Source organism: Streptomyces nidicola, from assembly GCF_050106155.1.
GTDB lineage: Bacteria > Actinomycetota > Actinomycetes > Streptomycetales > Streptomycetaceae > Streptomyces.
The window spans coordinates 5927464-5947249 of sequence record NZ_JBNBPI010000001.1; the positions used below are offsets into that span (position 1 = coordinate 5927464).

Genomic DNA, 19786 nt, shown 5'->3' on the forward strand with positions numbered 1-19786 from the left:
GGGCTCCCGGGTCCCTGCCCTTGCTGCTTCGCCTCCGCGGCACGATGTGGAGGTTCAGTGAAGCGGTCCCGATAATCGCAGGTAGGTACGAATCCTGCAGCGCTTTTGGCTTCATACGCCTCGGGTGTTGTGCACTCGTTATGCCTGCGCCCCCAGTCGCCCCTTCCGTCCCGCTGTGTGCTTCCTGTGCCTTATCGCGTAACTTATCGGCGCGCAGACGCGGTCATATGCTTCATAAAGCGTCCAAAATTGGGCATTCTTCACGTGTGGTGACCTTGGACGTTCGGCCTCAGCTGCTCGACGCAATTACCGCGCTGCGCGACCGTGTCGCCGCCGCGCGCTTTCCGCTCCCGCTTGCGGGGGCGCCACGCGCGCGTGCCAACCGCGGCGAGCTGCTCGCACAACTCGACGACTATTTGGTGCCCCGCCTGCGGGCTCCCGAAGCGCCCCTGCTCGCCGTGGTCGGCGGCTCAACGGGCGCCGGCAAGTCGACGCTCGTGAACTCCCTCGTGGGGCGTGTCGTGAGCGAGGCCGGGGTGCTGCGGCCGACCACACGTACTCCCGTCCTCGTCTGCCATCCGGATGACCACCACTGGTTCTCCGGGATGCGGGTGTTGCCCGATCTCACGCGCGTGTGGATGCCCAAGCAAGCCGATGGCGAGCATGGCGGGCATGGTGCGCGTGGTGGTCATGCGGGTCATGGGGGGCTTGAAGGGGAAGGGGAGGGAGAGGACGGGGATGAGCTCGCTTCCGGTGAGGAAGAGCGGGTTTTGCGTGTGGAGACCTCCGGGGTTCTGCCGCGCGGGCTCGCATTGCTCGACGCCCCCGACATCGACTCCCTCGTCGCCGAGAACCGGGTGCTCGCCGCGCGGCTGATCAGCGCCGCCGACGTGTGGGTCATGGTCACCACCGCCTCCCGCTACGCCGACGCCGTGCCGTGGCGGCTGCTGCGTACCGCCAAGGAGTACGACGCGTCCCTGGTGACCGTGCTCGACCGGGTGCCCCACCAGGTCGTCGCCGAGGTCTCCCGGCAGTACGGCGCGCTGCTCGCCAAGGCCGGGCTCGGCGAGGTGCCGCGGTTCACCGTTCCGGAGCTGCCGGAGTCGACCGGCAATGGTGGGCTGCTGCCCGCCACCGCCGTCGCCCCGCTCCGCGCCTGGCTGACCCATCGCGCCCAGGACTCCGACGCGCGCGCCCGCGCCGTGGCCCGTACCGCCCGCGGCACGCTCGATTCGCTGCGTGCCCGGATGCCCGAACTGGCCGCGGCCGTCGCCGCCCAGCACTCCGCCATGGTCCGGCTCACCTCCGCCGTCGAGGACGCGTACGAGGCCGAGCACGCGCGCGTAGTGGAGCGTTTGCGGAAGGGGGGTGTGCTCTCGGGGAACGCGCTGAAGCACTGGCGGAGTTATCCGGCGGACTGTGGGGCCGGTGAGCTGCTTGACGCGTTGGTGGAGAGTCTTGGCTCGTTGCTGGCATGTGCGGTGACCGCGGCCGATGAACGGGTCGATGAGGCCTGGCGTCGCGAACCCGGGTCGCGTGCCAAGGAACTACGTAGGCAGGAGCCTGGGTCCGAAACCGTCGAGCAGCGGATCGGGCTGGCTGTACGGCGCTGGCGGCGGGTGCTCGAGGAGTACGCGGAGGACGAGGCGCGGGCCGCCGCCCAGGCCATGGACAGTTCGCCGCCCGACGCCGAGGCGGTCGCGGCGCTCGTCGCCACAGGCCTGCTCGGCGGGCGCCGGGGCAAGGCCGCGGGCGAGAACCTGGCCGAGCGGATCGGTGCCCAGGGTGCCCTGCGGCTGCGCGATCGCGGTGGAGAGCTCCTGAGTGAATATCTGGACACCGTGCTCGGTGCGGAACGCGAGCGTCGGCTCGCGCCGCTCGACGCGCTCGACATCACACCCGAATCCCAGGCCGAGTTGATCGCGGCCCTTTCGCTGCTGCAGAAGGAGAGGTGAGGGCGCTGTCCGCCGTCACGGATCAGACCGATCCCAGGGATCCAGCCGGTTCCACGAACTCCGTTGAGAACACGGGGCCTGTCGATCACACGAGTTCCGTCGACGACTTCGTTGAGAACGCGAGGTCCGTCGACGACTCCGAACTGACGGATCTCGCGGACGAGCTCGGCGATGCCCCCGCACCGGAAGCACCGGAAGCCGCATCGTCCTCCGGGTCCTCCGAAGGGGCCGTCGGGGCCACTTCGCACGTGGAGATTCCCGAAGGGCGTACGGAGTCCACCCCCTGGGACGACGGTCTCATCGCGCGGCGCGTCGCCAAGCAGGGCGGCGAGGTGGCGGTGCCGGCCGGATCGGGGACGTACGACGGGCAGTTGAAGCAGCGGCTCGACGCGCTGCGGGAGCTCGTCGGGCTCTCGCGCGCCCGGCTCGACGGGACGACCCTCGCCGAGGCGGGGCAGGTGCTCGACGAGGCAGCGGCCCGGCGGCGGCTCTCCTCGCGGCACACGGTCGTCGCGATCGCGGGGGCCACCGGAAGCGGGAAGTCGACGCTGTTCAACGCCCTCGCGGGCGTGCCGCTCTCGGAGACCGGGCTGCGCAGGCCCACCACCTCCGCGCCGATCGCGTGCAGTTGGACGGACGGGGCCGCCGGGCTGCTCGACCGGCTCGGGATCCCCGGGCGTGCGCGCAGGCGCCCCGCGCAGGGGCCGCAGGGGGAGACGGCGCTGGACGGGCTGGTCCTGATCGACCTGCCCGATCACGACTCCGCCGCCCTCGAACACCGTGAGCAGGTCGACCGGGTGCTCGGCCTGGTGGACGCCGTGGTGTGGGTCGTCGACCCGGAGAAGTACGCCGACGCGATGCTCCATGAGCGGTATCTGCGGCCCATGGCGGGGCACGCGGAGGTGATGTTCGTCGTGCTCAACCAGGTCGACCGGCTGCCCGGCGAGGCCGTCGAGCAGGTCCTGGACGATCTGCGGAGGCTGCTCGACGAGGACGGCATCGCGCTCGGCGAGCACGGCGAGCCCGGTGCCACGGTGCTGCCGCTCTCCGCCCTCACAGGTGAGGGCGTGGACGACCTGCGCGACTGCCTCGACCAGGTCACCACCGAACGCCGGGCCGCCGCGCGCCGGATCGGCGCCGACGTCGACGCCGCCGCCGATCATCTCAAGCAGGTGTACGCGACCGGGCGGCAGAGCGGGCTGAGCGAGGAGGCCCGTGAGGAGTTCGCGGACCGGCTCGCCGAGGCCGTCGGCGCGGCCGCCGCGGGCCAGGCGGCCGGGCGGGAGTGGAGCCGGGGCGCCAACCGGGCCTGCGGCACCCCGTGGCTCAGGCTCTGGCGCTGGTACGAGGACCGGCGCGCGGCCGGGTCGGCCGTCACGGTTCCCGTGGTCTCCGCCGACGAGGAGGAGGTCACGGCCCGGCAGCGCGTCGAGCACGCGGTGCGGGTGGTCGGCGACGCCGCCGCGACGGGGCTGCCCGAGGCGTGGGGGCAGGCCGTGCGGGAGGCCGCGACGCGGGGCGGCGACGGGCTGCCCGAGGCGCTCGACGAGCTGGCGTCCGATGCCGCCTCCGAGCACCTCAAGACGGAGTACGGGGCCGGGCGGCCGCCGCGGCCCGGCTGGTGGCCGGTCGCGGTGTTCGCCCAGGTGGCCATGACGCTGCTGCAAGTTCTGGGCGTGTTGTGGCTGTTGGGGCAGGTCGTCGGGGGCTTCTCGACGAATCTGGGCGTGCCCCTGCTGCTGGTGCTCACGGGGCTCGTGGGCGGGCCGTGCGTGGAGTGGTCGTGCCGGATGGCGGCGAGGGGGCCGGCGCGCCGGTACGGGCAGGAGGCCGAGCGACGGCTCAGGGACGCGGCCGCGGCCTGTGGCAGGGCGCGGGTGCTGGATCCCGTCGCGGCGGAGCTGCTGCGGTACCGGGAGGTGCGGGAGCAGTACGTACGGGTGGCCGGGGGAGTGACCGGGTTGTCCACAACCCGCGGGTAGGACACAGGCGTCGGCGGGGATCGCGGCGCCGGGTGCAGTCTGTGATCGCGGCTCGGGAAGGGCTCGGGCCGCGCACGGACGTCCTGGCCGTCAGGGCCGGGCGGGGGTACGGGAGGGGTTCCGGATGAGCAGCGAGACGATGGTGACCGTGGTGGGGAACGTGGCGACGACACCGGTGTTCCGGGAGTTGCCGACGGGGCCGGTCGCCCGGTTCCGGCTCGCGGCGCACAGCCGCCGCTTCGACCGGGTGCAGAACGTGTGGGTGGACGGGCACACCAATTTCTTCACGGTGTGGGCCTGGCGCGGGCTCGGGACGAATGTGCAGAGTTCCTTGGCGCTCGGTGAACCGGTCATGGTGCAGGGCAAGTTGAAGGTGCGCGACGAGGAGCGGGGCGGGCAGCACTGGACGTCGGCGGACATCGAGGCGGTAGCGATCGGGCACGATCTTTCGCGCGGCACCTCCGCGTTCCATCGGACGCAGCAGGTCCGGGCAGAGGGTGCGCCGCGGGGTGATTCTCCGTGGGGTGGGGCTCCGCAGGGTGATTCTCCGTGGGACGTGGCGAAACCGGGGCCGGCGGGGGCGGAGGCCGAGGCCGGTGCCGGCCAAGCGTCGAACGGGCAACCGGCCGATGCCGAGCCGGATTTGGCCTCGCCACAGCCGGTGGGGTGAGGCCGGCCGAGTAGGTCTGGCCGAATAAGTCTGGCTGAACTGCGGCTTGTCGGCTCCCGCGTGCGGGCGATTTGTCGATAAGCCCAGCTGGGAAACGGTGTTGGCGATAACGATTGCGATTCGGATCGGTTGCCGGAAGGCGGCTCCTGGGATCGGTGAAGATCATTTCCCTAGGATGCCGAGCGTGACTCCTGGGCTCGTCGGGACCTCTGCGCATCAAGTGCAGCGACGGTCGGGAGTGCAAGGGCCAGCCGAATCACTGTGGTTGGCGTTGATTCTGCCGGCGGGACACCACCCCCCATGTGACCACCCGTTCCGCCTGAAGGGAATTACGTGTTTTCTGTGTGCTCACGGACCGCACGGCGTGGACGAGGCGCAGCCCGTCTCGCCGCGGCGGCCCTGATGTCGGGACTCATGGCGACAGGGGCGATATCCGGCGCGAGCGTCGCGCAAGCCGAGGACGGTGCGACGGAGCAGAGCGGTGCGAGCGCCACTCTGGCCGGCCTGGAGACGTACGACGCGGCCGTGATCCACGAGGCCGGGAAGGACGAGAAGGTGTCGGCGGGCCTGTTCCGGATGGCCGTCGACGACGGAGGGACGCTCCAGACGTACTGCGTCGACGTCCACAACCCGACGCAGCCGGACGCCAAGTACCGCGAGACGTCCTGGGCCGGCACGTCGCTGCACGACAACGCGAACGCGGGGCGCATCCGCTGGATCCTGCAGAACTCGTATCCACAGGTCAACGATCTCGCCGCGCTCGCCCGCAAGGCGCACGCGGGGAGCCTCACCGAGCAGGAGGCCGCGGCCGGCACCCAGGTCGCGATCTGGCGCTACTCGGACAAGGTCGATGTGGACGCGGTCAGTCCCGCCGCCGAGAAGCTCGCCGACTATTTGCAGCGCAGCGCGCGTGACCTCGCGGAACCGCGGGCCTCGCTGACGCTGACGCCGCAGGCCGTGTCCGAGCAGCCGGACGATGCGGGGGATGCGGCGGCCGCCGCTCGTACGGATTCGGAAGCCAGGGACCGGGCGGATTCGGAAGCCCGTGGCCGTACGGATTCGGAATCCGGCGACCGTGTGGATTCGGAAACCGGTGACCGTGTGGATTTGAAAGCCGGCGAATCGGAAGCCGGCAACAGGGTCGGGCCGGTCACCGTGCACACGAACGCCGACAGCGTCACGGTGATGCCGCCCGTCGAGGCCGCGGCGGGCGGGGTGAAGCTCGTCGACGAGAAGGGCAGGCCCGTCACCACCGCGAAGGACGGCAGCCGGCTCTACTTCGACGTGCCGGAGCAGGCGAAGGCGGGTTCGGCGGAGCTGACCGTGCAGGCGTCGACGACGGTTCCGGTCGGCCGGGCCTTCGCCTCCGACACCAGAAGCCAGACGCAGATCCTCGCGGGCTCCAGCGAGTCCACGGTCTCCGCGACCGCCACGGCGACGTGGGCGAGCGAGGGTGCCGTGCCCGCACTGTCGGCGCGGGAGAACTGCGCGAAGGGCGGCGTCGACATCACGGTCGCCAACAGCGGGGACGAGCCGTACACGTTCACGCTCATGGGCACCAGGTACACGATCCCGGCCGGTCGGACGCGGACGGTGACGATACCGCTGCAGGAGGACCAGGCGTACGACTTCACGATCAAGGGGCCGCACGGCTTCGAGAAGCGGATACGGGGCGTGCTCGACTGCGCGACGACCTCGGCGGTGGGTTCCACGGCGGGCGGCGGTCTGCGCACCCAGGCGACGACGCAGCCGAGCCCCGCCTCCGTCGGCGGCACGGGGTCCGACGCCGACACGGACCTGGCCGAAACGGGCAGTTCGAACGCGACGCCGATCATCGCGGGCATCGCGGTGCTGCTGGTGCTGATCGGTGGGGCGTCGGTCGTCCTGGGCCGCAAGAAGAAGGCGCCGGGCGAGGGCGGCGCTGACGGCGAGTAGCGAAGGGTAGCCGGGGAACGCCCCCTCCCCGGTCTCCCTGGCTCGGAACGGGCGCGCCGCAGCGGCGCCACCTGCGCTGTCATCCACACACATGTCAGCGGGATGTGATCACGGCTCCCTAGGGTCTGTCGTTTGGATCAGGCCGGATCAGGGAGCGGGGTCTGGTGCGTGCGATCGCAAGGCGGAGGAGGGAGGCGACGCGGAGCGTCGTCGACCGACGACAACGCCGCGAGCGTGCGTGCCAGACCCCGCGAGCCCGGCCTGATCCAAACGACAGGCCCTAGGTGGGGCCGCATGCGGGGGCGGGCGTCGTGAATCGTATGGACGCGATCGGGGTGGTCGTCAGCCACGCCGTGGAGCAGCCCGAGCCGCGACAGGCGACCGCCGATGTGCCTTTGCCGGAGGCCGCGGCCCAGTCCAGCGCTCCCCAGGCGGCGCCAGCCAGCAAGAAGACGGCCATGGCGATCCACCCCGCTGCGGTGTGGAGCTCCCGTCTCGGGCCGTCCCCGGGCCGGCCGAAGCCGCTCAACGGTGACCGAAGGCGACCAACAGTGACAGGTCGGCTACGCGAGCGGGCCACGAACCCCCAGTTCAGGCCCACCCACCGATACACGTTTTCGCCCAGCGGTGGCCGTACGGCAAGATGGGGTGTATCTGCCCTCACGCGGTGGAGCCGCAGCACGCGGGCCCCTTACTGCGATACACACTTCGACTGCCGGACGGTTTCTCTTGGCTGAGTTCATCTACTCCATGCGCAAGGCGCGCAAGGCGCACGGCGACAAGGTGATCCTCGACGACGTCACCCTGGACTTTCTTCCTGGAGCGAAGATCGGCGTTGTCGGGCCGAACGGTGCCGGTAAGTCGACTGTCCTGAAGATCATGGCTGGCATCGAGCAGGCGTCGAACGGTGACGCCGTCCTCATGCCCGGTTACAGCGTCGGCATCCTCATGCAGGAGCCGAAGCTCGACGAGTCCAAGACCGTTCTGGAGAACGTGCAGGACGGCGCCGCCGAGATCATGGGCAAGCTCAAGCGCTTCAACGAGGTGGCCGAGCTCATGGCCACCGATTACAGCGATGAGCTCATGGAGGAGATGGGCAAGCTCCAGGAGGACCTCGACCACGCCGACGCGTGGGACCTCGACGGTCAGCTGGAGCAGGCCATGGACGCCCTCGGCTGCCCGCCCGGCGACTGGCCCGTCACCAACCTCTCCGGTGGTGAGAAGCGGCGTGTGGCGCTGTGCAAGCTGCTGATCGAGGCGCCCGACCTGCTGCTTCTCGACGAGCCCACCAACCACCTCGACGCCGAGTCCGTGAACTGGCTGGAGCAGCACCTCGCCCAGTACAAGGGCACCGTCGTGGCCATTACTCACGACCGGTACTTCCTGGACAACGTCGCCGAGTGGATCCTCGAGCTCGACCGCGGGCGCGCGATCCCGTACGAGGGCAACTACTCGACGTACCTGCAGAAGAAGTCCGAGCGCCTCAAGGTCGAGGGCAAGAAGGACGAGAAGCGGCAGAAGCGGCTCAAGGAGGAGTTGGAGTGGGTTCGCTCCAACGCCAAGGGCAGGCAGACCAAGTCGAAGTCGCGTCTTGCTCGGTACGAGGAGATGGCCGCCGAGGCCGACAAGATGCGGAAGCTGGACTTCGAGGAGATCCAGATCCCGCCGGGCCCGCGCCTGGGCAACGTCGTCGTCGAGGTCGAGCACCTCGGCAAGGCGTTCGGTGACAAGGTCCTCATCGATGATCTCTCCTTCACGCTGCCGCGCAACGGGATCGTCGGTGTGATCGGTCCCAACGGTGCCGGTAAGACCACCCTGTTCAAGATGCTGCAGGGCTTCGAGGAGCCGGACACCGGTTCCATCAAGGTCGGCGACACCGTCAAGATCTCGTACGTCGACCAGAACCGCGCCAACATCGACCCGAAGAAGACTCTTTGGGCTGTGGTGAGCGATGAGCTCGACTACATCAATGTCGGGCAGGTCGAGATGCCGAGCCGTGCATACGTCTCTGCCTTCGGGTTCAAGGGGCCCGACCAGCAGAAGCCTGCCGGCGTGCTCTCCGGTGGTGAGCGCAACCGGCTGAACCTCGCGCTCACCCTCAAGCAGGGCGGCAACCTGCTGCTCCTTGACGAGCCGACCAACGACCTGGACGTCGAGACCCTGAGCAGCCTTGAGAACGCGCTGCTCGAGTTCCCCGGCTGCGCTGTCGTCGTGTCTCACGACCGGTGGTTCCTCGACCGGGTCGCGACGCACATCCTCGCCTACGAGGGTGAGTCCAAGTGGTTCTGGTTCGAGGGCAACTTCGAGTCCTACGAGAAGAACAAGATCGAGCGGCTCGGTGCCGACGCCGCGCGTCCGCACCGCGCCACCTACAAGAAGCTGACCCGCGGCTGATGGCTCGCCACGTATACGCCTGCCCCCTGCGTTGGGCCGACATGGACGCGTACGGCCACGTCAACAATGTGGTCTTCCTTCGGTACTTGGAGGAAGCGCGGATCGATTTCCTGTTTCGGCCCGACAAGGACTTCCAGCAGGGGTCCGTCGTGGCGCGCCATGAGATCGACTACAAGCGGCAGTTGGTGCATCGGCACCGGCCCGTGGACATCGAGCTGTGGGTGAGTGAGATAAAGGCCGCGTCGTTCACGCTGTCGTACGAGGTCAAGGACGAGGACGTCGTGTACGTGCGCGCCTCGACGGTCGTCGTGCCGTTCGACTTCGAGGCGCAGCGGCCGCGGCGGATCACCGCCGATGAGCGGGAGTTCCTGGGCGAGTACCGGGACGACGAAGCGGACCGTTCGGAGGCGCTCGTCGCATGAGTGCGACCGTGTTGTCGTTCGCTGATCCGGGGGAGGCGGCGGATCTCGCCGCCTTCCTCGGCCGGCTGCTGCACTACGACAAGGCGGCCGCCGTGCGGCTGCGGGCGCAGGCCGGTGGGTCGGCGCTCGCGGTGTTCGGGCGGCCGCCCTCGTTCGAGGTGCTGGCCGTGCGTACGGCGCGGCTGCTCAAGCCGTACGAGAACGGGATCGAGGACACCCTCGATGTGACCGTGTCCGCGGGGGAGTTGCTCGACTCCATCGACGAGGCGGGCGCGACCGTCGCGATTCCCGGCGCCGTCACCGGGCCGCCCTGGGCCGGAATGCTGCCACCGCTCGGCGGCTGGGAGCGGGTGGCCGGGTTCCCCGACGCCGACGCGCTGCGTGGGCTCGTGAAGGCGGCCGTGGCCGAATTCCGGGCGCGGGTCGAGGAGTTGGCGCCGGACGCGCGTACGCGCGGTGCACTCGACCGGATCGGCCACGAGGTCTGGTCGCGGGAGATCGGTACGAGTGGGGCCCCGGTGCGGATCGTGCACGCGGCGGCGTCCCTCGGGTTCCTGCGGGGGACCGAGGTCGACCTGGTGGTGGCCGGGTCGTGGCTGCGGCTGCGCACCGCGTACGGGTCCGTGGCCCTGCGGAGGGCGTCCGCCACGTTGGGTGGGCTGTCCGTCAGCCCCGTCTGACTGAGGCGCGGCAGAAGCCCCCTCAGCCCGCCGTGTTCACCATCGAGGCCGCCGCGTACGTCAGGTAGTTCCACAGCGTGCGCTCGTGTTCCTCGGAGAGGTTCAGGTCGTCCACCGCCACCCGCATGTGCTTCAGCCACGCGTCGTGTGCCGCGCGGTCCACCTGGAACGGGGCGTGGCGCATCCGCAGGCGCGGGTGGCCGCGGTTGTCGCTGTAGGTGCGGGGGCCGCCCCAGTACTGCATCAGGAACAGCGCGAGGCGCTCCTCGGCCGGGCCCAGGTCCTCCTCCGGGTACATGGGGCGCAGCAGCGGGTCCTGTGCGACGCCCTCGTAGAAGCGGTGTACGAGGCGGCGGAACGTCTCCTCGCCACCCACCTGCTCGTAGAACGTCTGCTCCGTAAGCGTGTCGCGCGGGATCTCAGTCACCCCTCCATGCTCTCAGACGCACCGGCCGGGGACCGGGGGCCTAGGACCTCTCCGGCCCCGGAGCGGGGGTCGCCGTTTCCCGGTCGGCGCAGGACAGTGGACATATGGGCGCAGAGCACACCCGAGACCTCGAGCAGCTCGCCGTACGGGCGCGGGCCGGACTCGTGCGCGAGATCGATCACAGCGGTGCCTGGGACGCCGACCCGGTCTGGCGGGAGGCCTTCGCGGAGGTGCCGCGGCACCTCTTCGTGCCGTACTACTTCGTCGGCGTGCCCGGAGGCTACGAGCGGCTGTGGGGCGAGCACCCCGACCCGCAGCGGCGCGAGCGCTGGCTGCGCGGCGCCTACGCCGACGAGCCGCTGGCCACCCGGCTGCGGGACGGGGAGCTGGTGTCGTCGAGCAGCCAGCCGTCGCTGATGGCGCGGATGCTCGCGGGCCTGCGGGTACGGGACGGGGACCGGGTCCTGGAGATCGGTGCGGGCACCGGATACAACGCGGCGCTGCTCGCGCACCGGGTCGGTGCGGGGAACGTCACGTCCGTGGACCTCGATCCGGAGGTCGCCGAGTCCGCCCGCACCCACCTCGCCGCCGCCGGGTATCGGCCGACCGTCGTCGCGGGCGACGGGGCGCGCGGCTGCCCGGAGCGGGCGCCGTACGACCGGATCATGGCGACGTGCGCGCTGCGCTCGGTGCCGGCCGCGTGGCTCGGCCAGTGTGCGGCAGGCGCGCGGATCCTCGCGCCCCTGTCGACCGGGATCGTGGTCCTTGATGTGCGGGACGTGGATGACATGGAGGGGCGGCCGTATGCGGAGGGGCGGTTTCTGCATACCTCCGCGTACTTCATGGCGCTGCGCGGCGGCGTCGACCGGGCGTCGGAGCCGCGGGTCGGGGGTCTGCCGCACCCCGTGCTGCGCGACGAGTTGTTCCGGTTCCTGCTGACGCTGACGTCGGGGCACCTGGACCCGCAGGACGCGCTCGCGCTGTGGGAGCGCGAGGGGCGGCCCGCGCGCGAGCGGTTCGGGGTGACCGTGCGCGGCGACCGCCAGTGGGCCTGGCTGGACGATCCGGACGGGCCCCACACATGGGAGTTGCCGGGCACCTAGGGTCTGTCAGGTGCCCGGCAACGTCCTGTGACTACGTGTGCTGCGTGTGTTGCGTGTGCTCAGCCGCGGCGGATCGTGATCGTCGTCCACGCTCCGACGTGCACCCGGTCACCGTCCTGGAGCGGCACGGGGACGAACGGCTGGATCGGTTCGTCGCCGCCGTTCACGGTCGTGCCGTTCGTCGAGTTCTGGTCGACGACCGCCCACGTACCGTCGGGCTGCTGCACGAGGACCGCGTGCTGGTGCGAGACGCCCGGGTCCTCCGGCGGCACCGACAGGTCGATGTCGGGGGACTCCCCGGTGGAGTGCCGGCGCCGGCCGATCGACAGCTGGTTCCCCGTGAGCTGGCGCTGCTGCTCCGGCGAGTACGCGGGCAGGTTCAGGCCCGAGGCCTCGGGGCCGCTGCGCTGCATCATCGCCATGAAGTAGTCGCGGTCGGGGCCGATCGTCGCCGACCACGCCAACGGGCCCTGCGGCTGCTGGGGCGGCTGCTGCTGGAACGGCGGCGGGGTCGTCGAGGGCGCCGACGGGTCCGACGACGGAGGCGGAAGCATCCAGTCGTCCCCGTTCGTCCCACCGGGACCACCGGGACCACCAGGACCGCCGGGACCACCCGCACCACCGTGACCGCCGAACGACGGGTTGGGCGGCGGAGGCGGCGGGCCCTGCGGGTCGTGGTGCTGCGGGAAGCCGGGCGGCGGGGGCTGCATGGGCCCCGGCTGCACGGGCTGCGCCGGTCCCTGCGGCGGGCCGGGCCGGCCGTGCGGTCCGGGCGGCGGACCCGGCTGCGCGGGCGGAGCCGGGGCGGGGGCCGGAGCCTGCTGCTGGAAGCCCTGCGGGGCGCCGCCACCGGTCTCGTACGGTCCGGGGCCGCCCTCGAAGGACTGCGGAGGCGGCGGCGGGGCCTGACCCGACGGCTCGTTCCCGAACGGGGACGGCGGGATCGGCTCCGCGGGCCGGTTCATCTGCGAGGGCCGCGAGCCCTGGTACTCGTACGAGTCCTGGCCGGGCGGCTGCTGCTGGAAGTGCAGCGCCGGGTTCGGGCCCTGCGGCTCCTGGGGACCCGGGAAGCCGGGCGCACCCGGACCGCTCTGGCCGCCCGACGTGGGCAGCGGCGGGTTCGGGGCCGCGGGCGTGTACGACGTCGCCGTGTTCGTGAGGAAGTTCCAGCGGCACTCCTCGCAGAACGGCGCGCCACCCTCACGCGGCGTGCGGCACTGCGGGCACAGTTCGGGCGTACCGGCCCCGCCCTGCGGCGCCTGCGGCGCGGCCGGCTGCGGGTAGCCGTAACCGGCGGCCGGGGGTGGCGGAGGGGGCGGGGGCACGGTACCGGCCATGCGGTGACCGCAGACCTCGCACCAGTCTTCGGAACCCGACTGGTGTCCGTTCGGGCAGGTCGGCATGTCGGCGCTTCCCCCTCTCCTTCAAGTGCAAGCAGGGCTTGCCGTAGTGCGTGGGTGGTTATTTTTTGACGCGAACCGTCTTGGTCGACCGGGTCTCGAGAGTCATCTCGTCGGCCTCCGCGACCTTCGCTTTCAATCGAACAGTACCTTCCGCGGCGTCCACCACGTCCACCACCTTCGAAAGCAGCTTGGCCGTATCCGCGTTCCCCGAGAGGGCCGCGAGCTGCACCGCACGGCCCAGCTTCGCGGTCGCCCCGTCCATATCGCCCGACTTTCGGGCGTCAAGTCCCTGTTGGATGACATCTGCCAGTTCGGCCTGGCCCGTGTAGTGGGCGACCTGCGGGTTGATCGACGTAGAGGCTGCCATGTCGTCCGTCCAGACCGCGCGTACGAGACCTTGCGAGAGGGTCTGCGCCGAGCCGTCCGGCTGCGGGATCACCAGGGAGACGCGGGCGGCGAGCATCTCCTGGCCGAGATCGGCCTGAGGGACCTGTACGCACACGTGGTAGTCGCGGGACTCGTCGCCCCAGGAGCCGGTGGGGTAGTCACCGGCCCGCGGGCCCGCTTCGGTGCGGCGATCCGTCAACTCCTCGACGGTGGGTGCCACTTGCTTCACGAACTTGATCTCGGAGCCGAGCGGGGTCCACAGGCGCAGGGCGACGTCCGCGATCTCCTTGCCCATCGCCGTCTCCATCATCTGCGTGAAGTCCTCGGCGAGATGGGCCGGATCGGCAACGATGTCGGCGGTGCCGAGGAGGGCGGAGGCGATGCCTGTGACCTCCTTCACCTCCCAGTCCGTGCCGACGCCGCGGGCGTCACAGGTGAAGCGGCCCGCGCTCGCGTCCAGCGCCGCGCGCAGATCCTCCGGCGACTCGTGCTCGTTGCGCCCGTCGGTGAGCAGGATGCCGTGCCTGATCGGCACGTCCGCCGAGGCCAGGAGCCGGTCGGCCAGTTGCAGCCAGGTGCCGATCGCGGTGCCGCCGCCCGCGGACAGCTTGCGCAGCGCCTGCTTGGCCTGCCCGCGCGTGGTGCGGTCCGCGACGGCGAGTCGGCCCTCGCCCGGGTAGATCTCCTTGGCCACATGGGTGCCGGCGATCACCGCGAAGTGCACGCCGTCGCGCAGCGCGTCGATCGCGGCGGCCGAGGCCTCGCGCGCGCCGCGCATCTTGGTGGGCGGATAGTCCATCGAGCCGGAGCAGTCCACCATCAGCGCGACCGCGGCGTCCGTGCCCCCGCCCGCGACGCTGAACAGATGGGGGGCGCTGACCGCACCGCCCACGGTGCCGCCCCCGGTGGAGGTCACCGTGACGATCGCGTTGACGTCACGGCCGCCCTCCGGCAGGTATTCGTTCTGGTAGACCTCTACGGCGAACTGCGGACGCCCCGATTTCGAGAAATTTGCCATGGCGACATGTCCCCCCTGAACAAGACCATTTGTGCGGCTTTCCCGCGCTACGCCGATCCTGCCCCCGACTGCGGCACAGGGAACGGCAGCACCGCCACTGTTACGTTGTCGTGGCCCCCGCCGTCGAGGGCGTGGCCGACCAGGACCTGTGCGCTGTGCAGCGGATTGCGGGCCGCGTCCGCGGGCAGTACGCGGGCCATCTCGTCGGCGGACTCCGCGTAGTTCCACAGCCCGTCGGTGCAGACCACGACCACTCCGGGGCGGTCCGGCTTGAACGACGCGGTGTGCGGCTCCAGTTCGTACGCGTCCGCGCCGAGCCAGCCCGTGATCGCGTGCGCCCGCTCGTCCGCGTACGCCTCCGCCTCGCTCATCAGGCCCGCGGCGACCATCTGCGCGGCCCACGAGTCGTCCTCGGTGAGCCGGGCCGCCGGTGCCTCGCGGTCGTCGGGCACCCAGTAGGCGCGCGAGTCGCCGATCCAGCCGACGATGAGCAGCTCCTTGGTGACGACCGAGGCGACGAAGGTGCACGCCGGCGCGTTCTGGTGCGGCTTGTGCTCGCGGGCCGTCTCGGGCTCGTCCGCAAGGGCGTTGACCGCCTCGGCGGCCACGACGATCGCCTCGTGCATGGCCTGCTGCGGGTGGGTGCCGCGCGGCAGCGCCTCGTGCAGGGCCTCGGTTGCGGCGCGGGACGCGGCGAGCGACGCGTCGTCGGGCCGGGTCGCCGATGACACCCCGTCGCAGACCACGGCGACGACGGCCGCGGAGCCGTCGGGCAGCGCGGCCGAGGAGATCACGAAGGAGTCCTCGTTGCGGTGGTGGCGCAGGCCGCGGTCGCTGACCGCGGCGACCGCGCCCAACTCCTGCTCCATGTGGTCGCGTTCGCGGGGCTGGGCGTGGCCGCAGTTCTCGCAGTAGCCGTCCGGGTCGACGTGCCCGGAGCGGCAGGCCACGCACAGCTTGGTGCCGGCCGGGGGCGTTGCGGCGCCGAGCTCCTCGGGTGTCGCGGTGCGCGGGTCGGGAGCGGCGATCCTGAACTCCTCATCGGACGGCGGGCCGTCGAAGCGTACGGCGGCGGGCAGTTCGGAGCCGCCCGAATCCGTGCCCTGCAGATCGGTCGGCAGGTGCACCGGGGCGGGCAGGTCCGAACTGTCCAGGTCGGGGGCGGAGGGCCACTCGACGGAAGCGGGCTCCTCGGCGGCGGCCGGCTCCTCTACGGAGGCGGAAGCGGGCTCTTCGGCGGCATCGCGCCCGGCGTCCCCCGCGCCCGACCGCGGCGGAAGCCCGGTCGAGGAAAGGTCGTATCCGCATGCCCCGCAGAAGCGATCGGCCTCCTCCAGAGGCTCCTCGCAGCTGGGACACACTGACATAGCGGCCGCCTTGTGCGTCTGCGACATCCTCACACCCACGTCCGGGGGCGGTAGCGGTTGGCCCGCTCCACCAGTTCGATCCTCTCCTCGCCGCGCTGAGCGAGCCTGGCCAGAGTCCGGTACGAGCGTTCAAGACCGAGGCGGAGGCCGCGCTCGTCCAGATCGCTGCCGAGCACCACCGTGCGCACGGGATCCTGCGGCGGACCGGAACCCTGCCTACCGGAGAGTACCCAGTCCAGAGCCGTGCCGAGCACCTCGGTGGACAACTGCTCGCGGCGCACCGCGTCGAGGCCGAACGCGTCGAGCGCCTCGACCTGTCCGGCGGCGGCCGTCAGGTCGTGCAGCAACGGGTCCCCGTTCGCCCCCTGCGCCGTCCGGCCGCGCAGCCGCGAGCGCACCGCGGCGACCCGCGCCGCCGTGTAGTGGATCGACGACTCGGGCACCGACTCCAGGGTGCGCACCGCGCCGCCCCGGTCACCGGCGGCGAGTTGCACGCGCGCGAGGCCGAACGCCGCGCTGACGTAGCTCGGGTCGGTCGACCACACCAGGCGGTAGTACTCCGCCGCGTTGTCGAGCTGGCCCAGCACCTCCGCGCAGACGCCGAGCGCCAGCTTCGGCGCGGGTTCGCCGGGGAACGCGTCGTATATGGCGTCGAAGGACAGCGCCGCGTTCGTGTGGTCGCCGGTCGCGAGCGCCGCGACGCCCCGGTACCAGACCACCCGCCAGTCGTCGGGGTGGTCGGCTTCGAGGGCCGCCAACCCCCTTGCGGCGGACTCGAGCTCACCCATTTCGAGGCGTGCCCGCAGTTCCCGCAGGCGCAGTTCGAGTGAGTCGGCGGGCGCCGCGTGCAGGGCCGCGATCAGCTCGGCGGGGGCCGAGGCCATCAGGCCCGCGAGGAACCCGGCGTTCGGATCGGCCGGATCGACGCGCGGCACCGGGAGCGCGAGCGCGGTGCCCTGCGCCTGAAGCGGCTTGACGATCTCGGTGGGCGACGGCGGCAGGGCGGGCGCGGCGGGCGGCGGGGGCAGCGCGGCCGCTCCCTTTCCCGGGCGCTTGCCGTTCCGTGCGCGTACGGGGGTCTCCCGCGCCCCGAGCGGCGACACGTCGCCTTCGAGCCGGCCGAACAGCTCCGTGTCCGTGACCTTCACCTCGGGCCCGAACAGCGTGGACAGGGCGGGCCGCGGCCGGTTGGTCTGGATCGCGACGACCTCGCGCAGGACGCCTGTCAGCTGCTCGGCCATCTCCTGCGCGGAGGCGAAGCGGCGGGCCGGGCCCGGGTCGGTGGCGCGTACGAGGAACCGGTAGAACGACTCGTACGTACGGAAGACCTCGATGTTGTCGGGGTCGGGCAGGGAGTCCACGAACACGTTCGTGTAGCCCTGGAAGTCGAAGGTGAGCAGGGCGAGCGTCCGGGCCACGGTGTAGAGGTCGGAGGCGATGGAGGGCCCCAGCTCGGCGACTTCGGGTGCCTGGAAGCCGACGGTCCCGTAGATCGCGCTCTCGTCGTCGTCCATCCTGCGGACCGCGCCCATGTCGATGAGCTTGAGCTGGTCCTCGGTCTGGATCGCGTTGTCGACCTTGAAGTCGCAGTAGAGCAGGTTGCGGCTGTGCAGATGGCCGAGTGCCTCCAGGGCCTCGATGCCGTACGCGCACGCCTGCTCCACCGGCAGCGGGTCCCGCCTGCCCTCCGGGGTGCGCCGCTCGTTGGCGATCTCCTTGAGGGACTTGCCGCCCACGTACTCCATGACGATGTAGCCGTCCAGGGAGCCGGTGCGCTGGTCGAGGTGCTCGACGAAGTTGTAGATGCGGACGATGTTGGAGTGCTCGATCTCCGCGAGGAAGCGGCGCTCCGAGATCGCGGCGGCCATCGCGTCCTGGTCGCCCGTGTCGAGCAGGCCCTTGAGGACCACCCAGCGGTCGGACACGGCGCGGTCGACGGCGAGATAGACCCAGCCGAGGCCGCCGTGCGCCAGACAGCCCACGACCTCGTACTGGCCGTGCACGACGTCGCCCGTGGCGAGCTTCGGCACGAAGGAGTACGGGTGGCCGCACTTGGTGCAGAACCCTTCCGTACGGCCCGGCCGCTCGCCCCGCGAACGGCCCACCGGGGCACCGCAGTCGGAGCGTGAACAGAACCGCTTCCGCTCGGGCACCTCGGGGTGCTCCTGCACCATCGCGCGCGGATCGGGGCGCGGCACGTCCGGCACGTTGACCAGGCCGACGCCGAGCCGCGCCCGGCCCGAACCGCTCGCGCCCGCCCCGGAGCTGCGCACCGACACCGAACGCGACGTCGAACTCCCGGAAAGGGAGCGGGAGAGCCGGCCCGACACCGACCTGCGGGACTGCGAGGAGCGCGCCGACGTCCTGGCCGAGGCACGCGAACTGGAGCCGGAGTTCTGCGAGCCGCGATGCCCGCCACCGGCGATCCCGGTCGGCGGCGAGGCCACCATCCCGCTCGGCGACACGACCGGGGCGAGCCCGCACGTGTCGCAGTACAGCTCGCCGCCGCCCATGTCCTCGTACGAACCGGTACAGCCGGGCCGCTGGCAGGAGGACTCCGCGGCCACGGGCGCTGCCTGTGGCCGTGCGGCGGGCCGGTGGGTGGGGGCACTGCCCCCGTAGGTGCCGCCGTCCGCCTGCGGTTTCAGGCCGCACGTGTTGCAGTACAGCTCGCCGCCCATGTCCTCGTACGTGCCCGTGCAACCCGCTCTGCCGCACTTCTGTGGCGCCACGCTCACGACTCCCCCCTGGCCGTTCTGTCGGCGGGCGCGGACAGCGCGTCCGCCGCCGCCCGTTGATACCGCAGCACCGCCGCCTCCGCGGCGCGCAGATTGCAGGGCGCGCTCCACAGCATGCGGCGCGCCGCGTCGTACCGCTCCACCAGGAACGGGTCCTCGGCGAAACCGAGCCTGGCCACCTTCGCCTTGTACGCGTCGAGCCGCCCGCGCAGCTCCGCGCGGACCGCCAGCGGGGCCGTCACCGCCGTCAACGACTCACGCGCGCGCAGCAGTTCGTCCTCCGCCTTCGACTCAAGCGACTCCAGGAGCGGCGAGAGCCTGTTCCACTGGCCGTGCCTGCGGTACTCGGCCGCCGTCGCCAACTGCTCCTGCAAGACCGTCGGCGGACCCGACACCGCCGGCACGTCGGACCCGGCTATCTTCGCGAGCACCTCGCCGCGCGCCGACCTCGCCTCCGCGAGCGTGCGGTCCGCGCGCGACAGCACGTCCCGCAGCCGGCCGAGCCGCGCCTCCGCGTCCTGCCGCACGCCGAGCACGGCCTCGATCTCCCGGCGTACGTCCTCCAGGGCGCGGGCCTCCCGGTCGTACGCCGTGGTGTCGGGGCGGCCGCCTCCCGGCGCCGAACTCCCCGAGGCCTTCTGCCAGTACGTGAGCGGGTCGGAGACCACTTCCTCGCGCATCCGGGTCAGCGAGCCGGTGATCCGCTCCAGGTCGTCGCCCGCCGGATGCTCACCGGGGCGCACTCCCACGGAGTGCGCGAGCTGCCGGGTGCGGGACAGCTCGGCGGCGAGCATGTCTATACGGGCGGGCAGCGCCGACCACACCGCGTCGGCGGCCACCACCATGTCGAGGGACGAGGCGTACAGCGTGTTCATCCGGTCGACGAGCGCCGCGAGCGTGAACTGCTCGGACAGCTTCGCGGGCCCGGTGATCGAGGGCGAGGTGCCGCCCGCGCCGGGGCCGGGCGCGATGGTGACGGACTCGCCGCGCAGCAGCTCCGTCAGCTCCGTCAGGTCGCCGCGGCTGGGCAGCCGGCGCCGCGAGCGGATCTCCCGCGCCGTGCGCAGCGCGTCCGCGTACGCGTCGAAGTACGCCCACAGCAGCGTGATCTCCTGGTCGGCCGAGGCCCAGCGCTCCTGGGTCGTCCCGGTCAGCCGGGCGCCCTCCAGGAGTCTGCGCCCGGCGTGGTCCTGCAGGGCGAGCAGGGACGTCTCGATCGCTTCGTGCTCCGCGCCGAGCCGGGCCAGGGCACGGTCCACCTCGTCCCGGTCCATCACTGGGCCGGCGGGTCCCGCGACGCCCATC

Annotated in this window: 14 protein-coding genes and 1 pseudogene; 9 read left to right on the forward strand and 6 right to left on the reverse strand. The window is 71.5% G+C overall.

What is annotated here, in order from left to right; translation table 11 throughout:
• Positions 1-266 precede the first annotated feature (266 nt).
• The 8 genes and pseudogenes from ACOKM3_RS26810 to ACOKM3_RS26845 all read left to right on the forward strand — a co-directional run bounded on the left by ACOKM3_RS26810 (position 267) and on the right by ACOKM3_RS26845 (position 10038).
• Positions 267-1955, forward strand: coding sequence for a dynamin family protein (locus tag ACOKM3_RS26810; RefSeq protein ID WP_426903586.1), 1689 nt, complete (start codon positions 267-269; stop codon positions 1953-1955).
• A complete protein-coding gene (locus tag ACOKM3_RS26815; protein ID WP_426906909.1) occupies positions 1904-3937 on the forward strand; it encodes a YfjP family GTPase in 2034 nt (677 codons plus the stop codon). The genes ACOKM3_RS26810 and ACOKM3_RS26815 overlap by 52 nt, the downstream gene beginning before the upstream one ends.
• A 124-nt stretch (positions 3938-4061) precedes the next feature.
• Entirely contained in the window at positions 4062-4607 is a 546-nt protein-coding gene (locus tag ACOKM3_RS26820) for a single-stranded DNA-binding protein (protein ID WP_426903587.1), read from the forward strand.
• Between the two features lie 402 nt (positions 4608-5009).
• The gene (locus tag ACOKM3_RS26825; RefSeq protein ID WP_426903588.1) at positions 5010-6542 is read left to right on the forward strand and encodes a Cys-Gln thioester bond-forming surface protein; all 1533 of its coding nucleotides are present in this window, start codon (positions 5010-5012) and stop codon (positions 6540-6542) included.
• Positions 6543-6829: 287 nt separating this feature from the next.
• Positions 6830-6931, forward strand: a pseudogene (locus ACOKM3_RS26830) (GntR family transcriptional regulator); the annotation flags it as partial.
• 340 nt (positions 6932-7271) lie between these two features.
• Positions 7272-8936 (forward strand): energy-dependent translational throttle protein EttA, encoded by a 1665-nt coding sequence (gene ettA, locus ACOKM3_RS26835; RefSeq protein ID WP_426903589.1) that lies wholly within the window; start codon positions 7272-7274, stop codon positions 8934-8936.
• On the forward strand, positions 8936-9358 hold the full coding sequence (locus ACOKM3_RS26840; RefSeq protein ID WP_426903590.1) for an acyl-CoA thioesterase: 423 nt from the start codon (positions 8936-8938) through the stop codon (positions 9356-9358). Before ettA ends, ACOKM3_RS26840 begins: the two co-directional genes overlap by 1 nt.
• Complete coding sequence (locus ACOKM3_RS26845) at positions 9355-10038, forward strand: hypothetical protein (protein ID WP_426903591.1); 684 nt, start codon at positions 9355-9357, stop codon at positions 10036-10038. The genes ACOKM3_RS26840 and ACOKM3_RS26845 overlap by 4 nt, the downstream gene beginning before the upstream one ends.
• A gap of 22 nt (positions 10039-10060) precedes the next feature.
• Here the strand turns inward: ACOKM3_RS26845 and ACOKM3_RS26850 are convergent, their stop codons facing one another.
• A complete protein-coding gene (locus ACOKM3_RS26850; protein WP_426903592.1) occupies positions 10061-10465 on the reverse strand; it encodes a globin in 405 nt (134 codons plus the stop codon).
• Between the two features lie 104 nt (positions 10466-10569).
• Here ACOKM3_RS26850 and ACOKM3_RS26855 point away from each other — a divergent pair, with 104 nt between their 5' ends.
• Positions 10570-11568, forward strand: coding sequence for a methyltransferase domain-containing protein (locus ACOKM3_RS26855; protein ID WP_426903593.1), 999 nt, complete (start codon positions 10570-10572; stop codon positions 11566-11568).
• A 59-nt stretch (positions 11569-11627) separates the two neighbouring features.
• Here the strand turns inward: ACOKM3_RS26855 and ACOKM3_RS26860 are convergent, their stop codons facing one another.
• The 5 genes from ACOKM3_RS26860 to ACOKM3_RS26880 are packed head-to-tail and all read right to left on the reverse strand — an operon-like array spanning position 11628 to position 19785.
• On the reverse strand, positions 11628-12971 hold the full coding sequence (locus ACOKM3_RS26860) for an FHA domain-containing protein (protein WP_426903594.1): 1344 nt from the start codon (positions 12969-12971) through the stop codon (positions 11628-11630).
• Between the two features lie 58 nt (positions 12972-13029).
• Positions 13030-14376: a vWA domain-containing protein gene (locus ACOKM3_RS26865; RefSeq protein ID WP_426903595.1), complete on the reverse strand. Its 1347-nt coding sequence runs from the start codon at positions 14374-14376 to the stop codon at positions 13030-13032.
• Between the two features lie 47 nt (positions 14377-14423).
• Positions 14424-15743: a protein phosphatase 2C domain-containing protein gene (locus tag ACOKM3_RS26870; protein WP_426903596.1), complete on the reverse strand. Its 1320-nt coding sequence runs from the start codon at positions 15741-15743 to the stop codon at positions 14424-14426.
• A 29-nt stretch (positions 15744-15772) separates the two neighbouring features.
• The gene (locus ACOKM3_RS26875; RefSeq protein ID WP_426903597.1) at positions 15773-18481 is read right to left on the reverse strand and encodes a serine/threonine-protein kinase; all 2709 of its coding nucleotides are present in this window, start codon (positions 18479-18481) and stop codon (positions 15773-15775) included.
• The gene (locus ACOKM3_RS26880) at positions 18478-19785 is read right to left on the reverse strand and encodes a hypothetical protein (RefSeq protein ID WP_426903598.1); all 1308 of its coding nucleotides are present in this window, start codon (positions 19783-19785) and stop codon (positions 18478-18480) included. The genes ACOKM3_RS26875 and ACOKM3_RS26880 overlap by 4 nt, the downstream gene beginning before the upstream one ends.
• Between the last annotated feature and the right edge of the window lies 1 nt (position 19786).

Excerpts from the sequence above, each read along its gene's own strand:
- ACOKM3_RS26880 (WP_426903598.1), bottom strand. The coding sequence starts at position 19,785 with ATGGGCGTCGCGGGACCCGCCGGCCCAGTGATGGACCGGGACGAGGTG.
- ACOKM3_RS26820 (WP_426903587.1), top strand. The coding sequence starts at position 4,062 with ATGAGCAGCGAGACGATGGTGACCGTGGTGGGGAACGTGGCGACGACA.
- ACOKM3_RS26860 (WP_426903594.1), bottom strand. The coding sequence starts at position 12,971 with ATGCCGACCTGCCCGAACGGACACCAGTCGGGTTCCGAAGACTGGTGC.
- ACOKM3_RS26825 (WP_426903588.1), top strand. The coding sequence starts at position 5,010 with ATGTCGGGACTCATGGCGACAGGGGCGATATCCGGCGCGAGCGTCGCG.
- ACOKM3_RS26855 (WP_426903593.1), top strand. The coding sequence starts at position 10,570 with ATGGGCGCAGAGCACACCCGAGACCTCGAGCAGCTCGCCGTACGGGCG.
- ACOKM3_RS26845 (WP_426903591.1), top strand. The coding sequence starts at position 9,355 with ATGAGTGCGACCGTGTTGTCGTTCGCTGATCCGGGGGAGGCGGCGGAT.
- ACOKM3_RS26870 (WP_426903596.1), bottom strand. The coding sequence starts at position 15,743 with ATGTCAGTGTGTCCCAGCTGCGAGGAGCCTCTGGAGGAGGCCGATCGC.
- ACOKM3_RS26865 (WP_426903595.1), bottom strand. The coding sequence starts at position 14,376 with ATGGCAAATTTCTCGAAATCGGGGCGTCCGCAGTTCGCCGTAGAGGTC.
- ACOKM3_RS26840 (WP_426903590.1), top strand. The coding sequence starts at position 8,936 with ATGGCTCGCCACGTATACGCCTGCCCCCTGCGTTGGGCCGACATGGAC.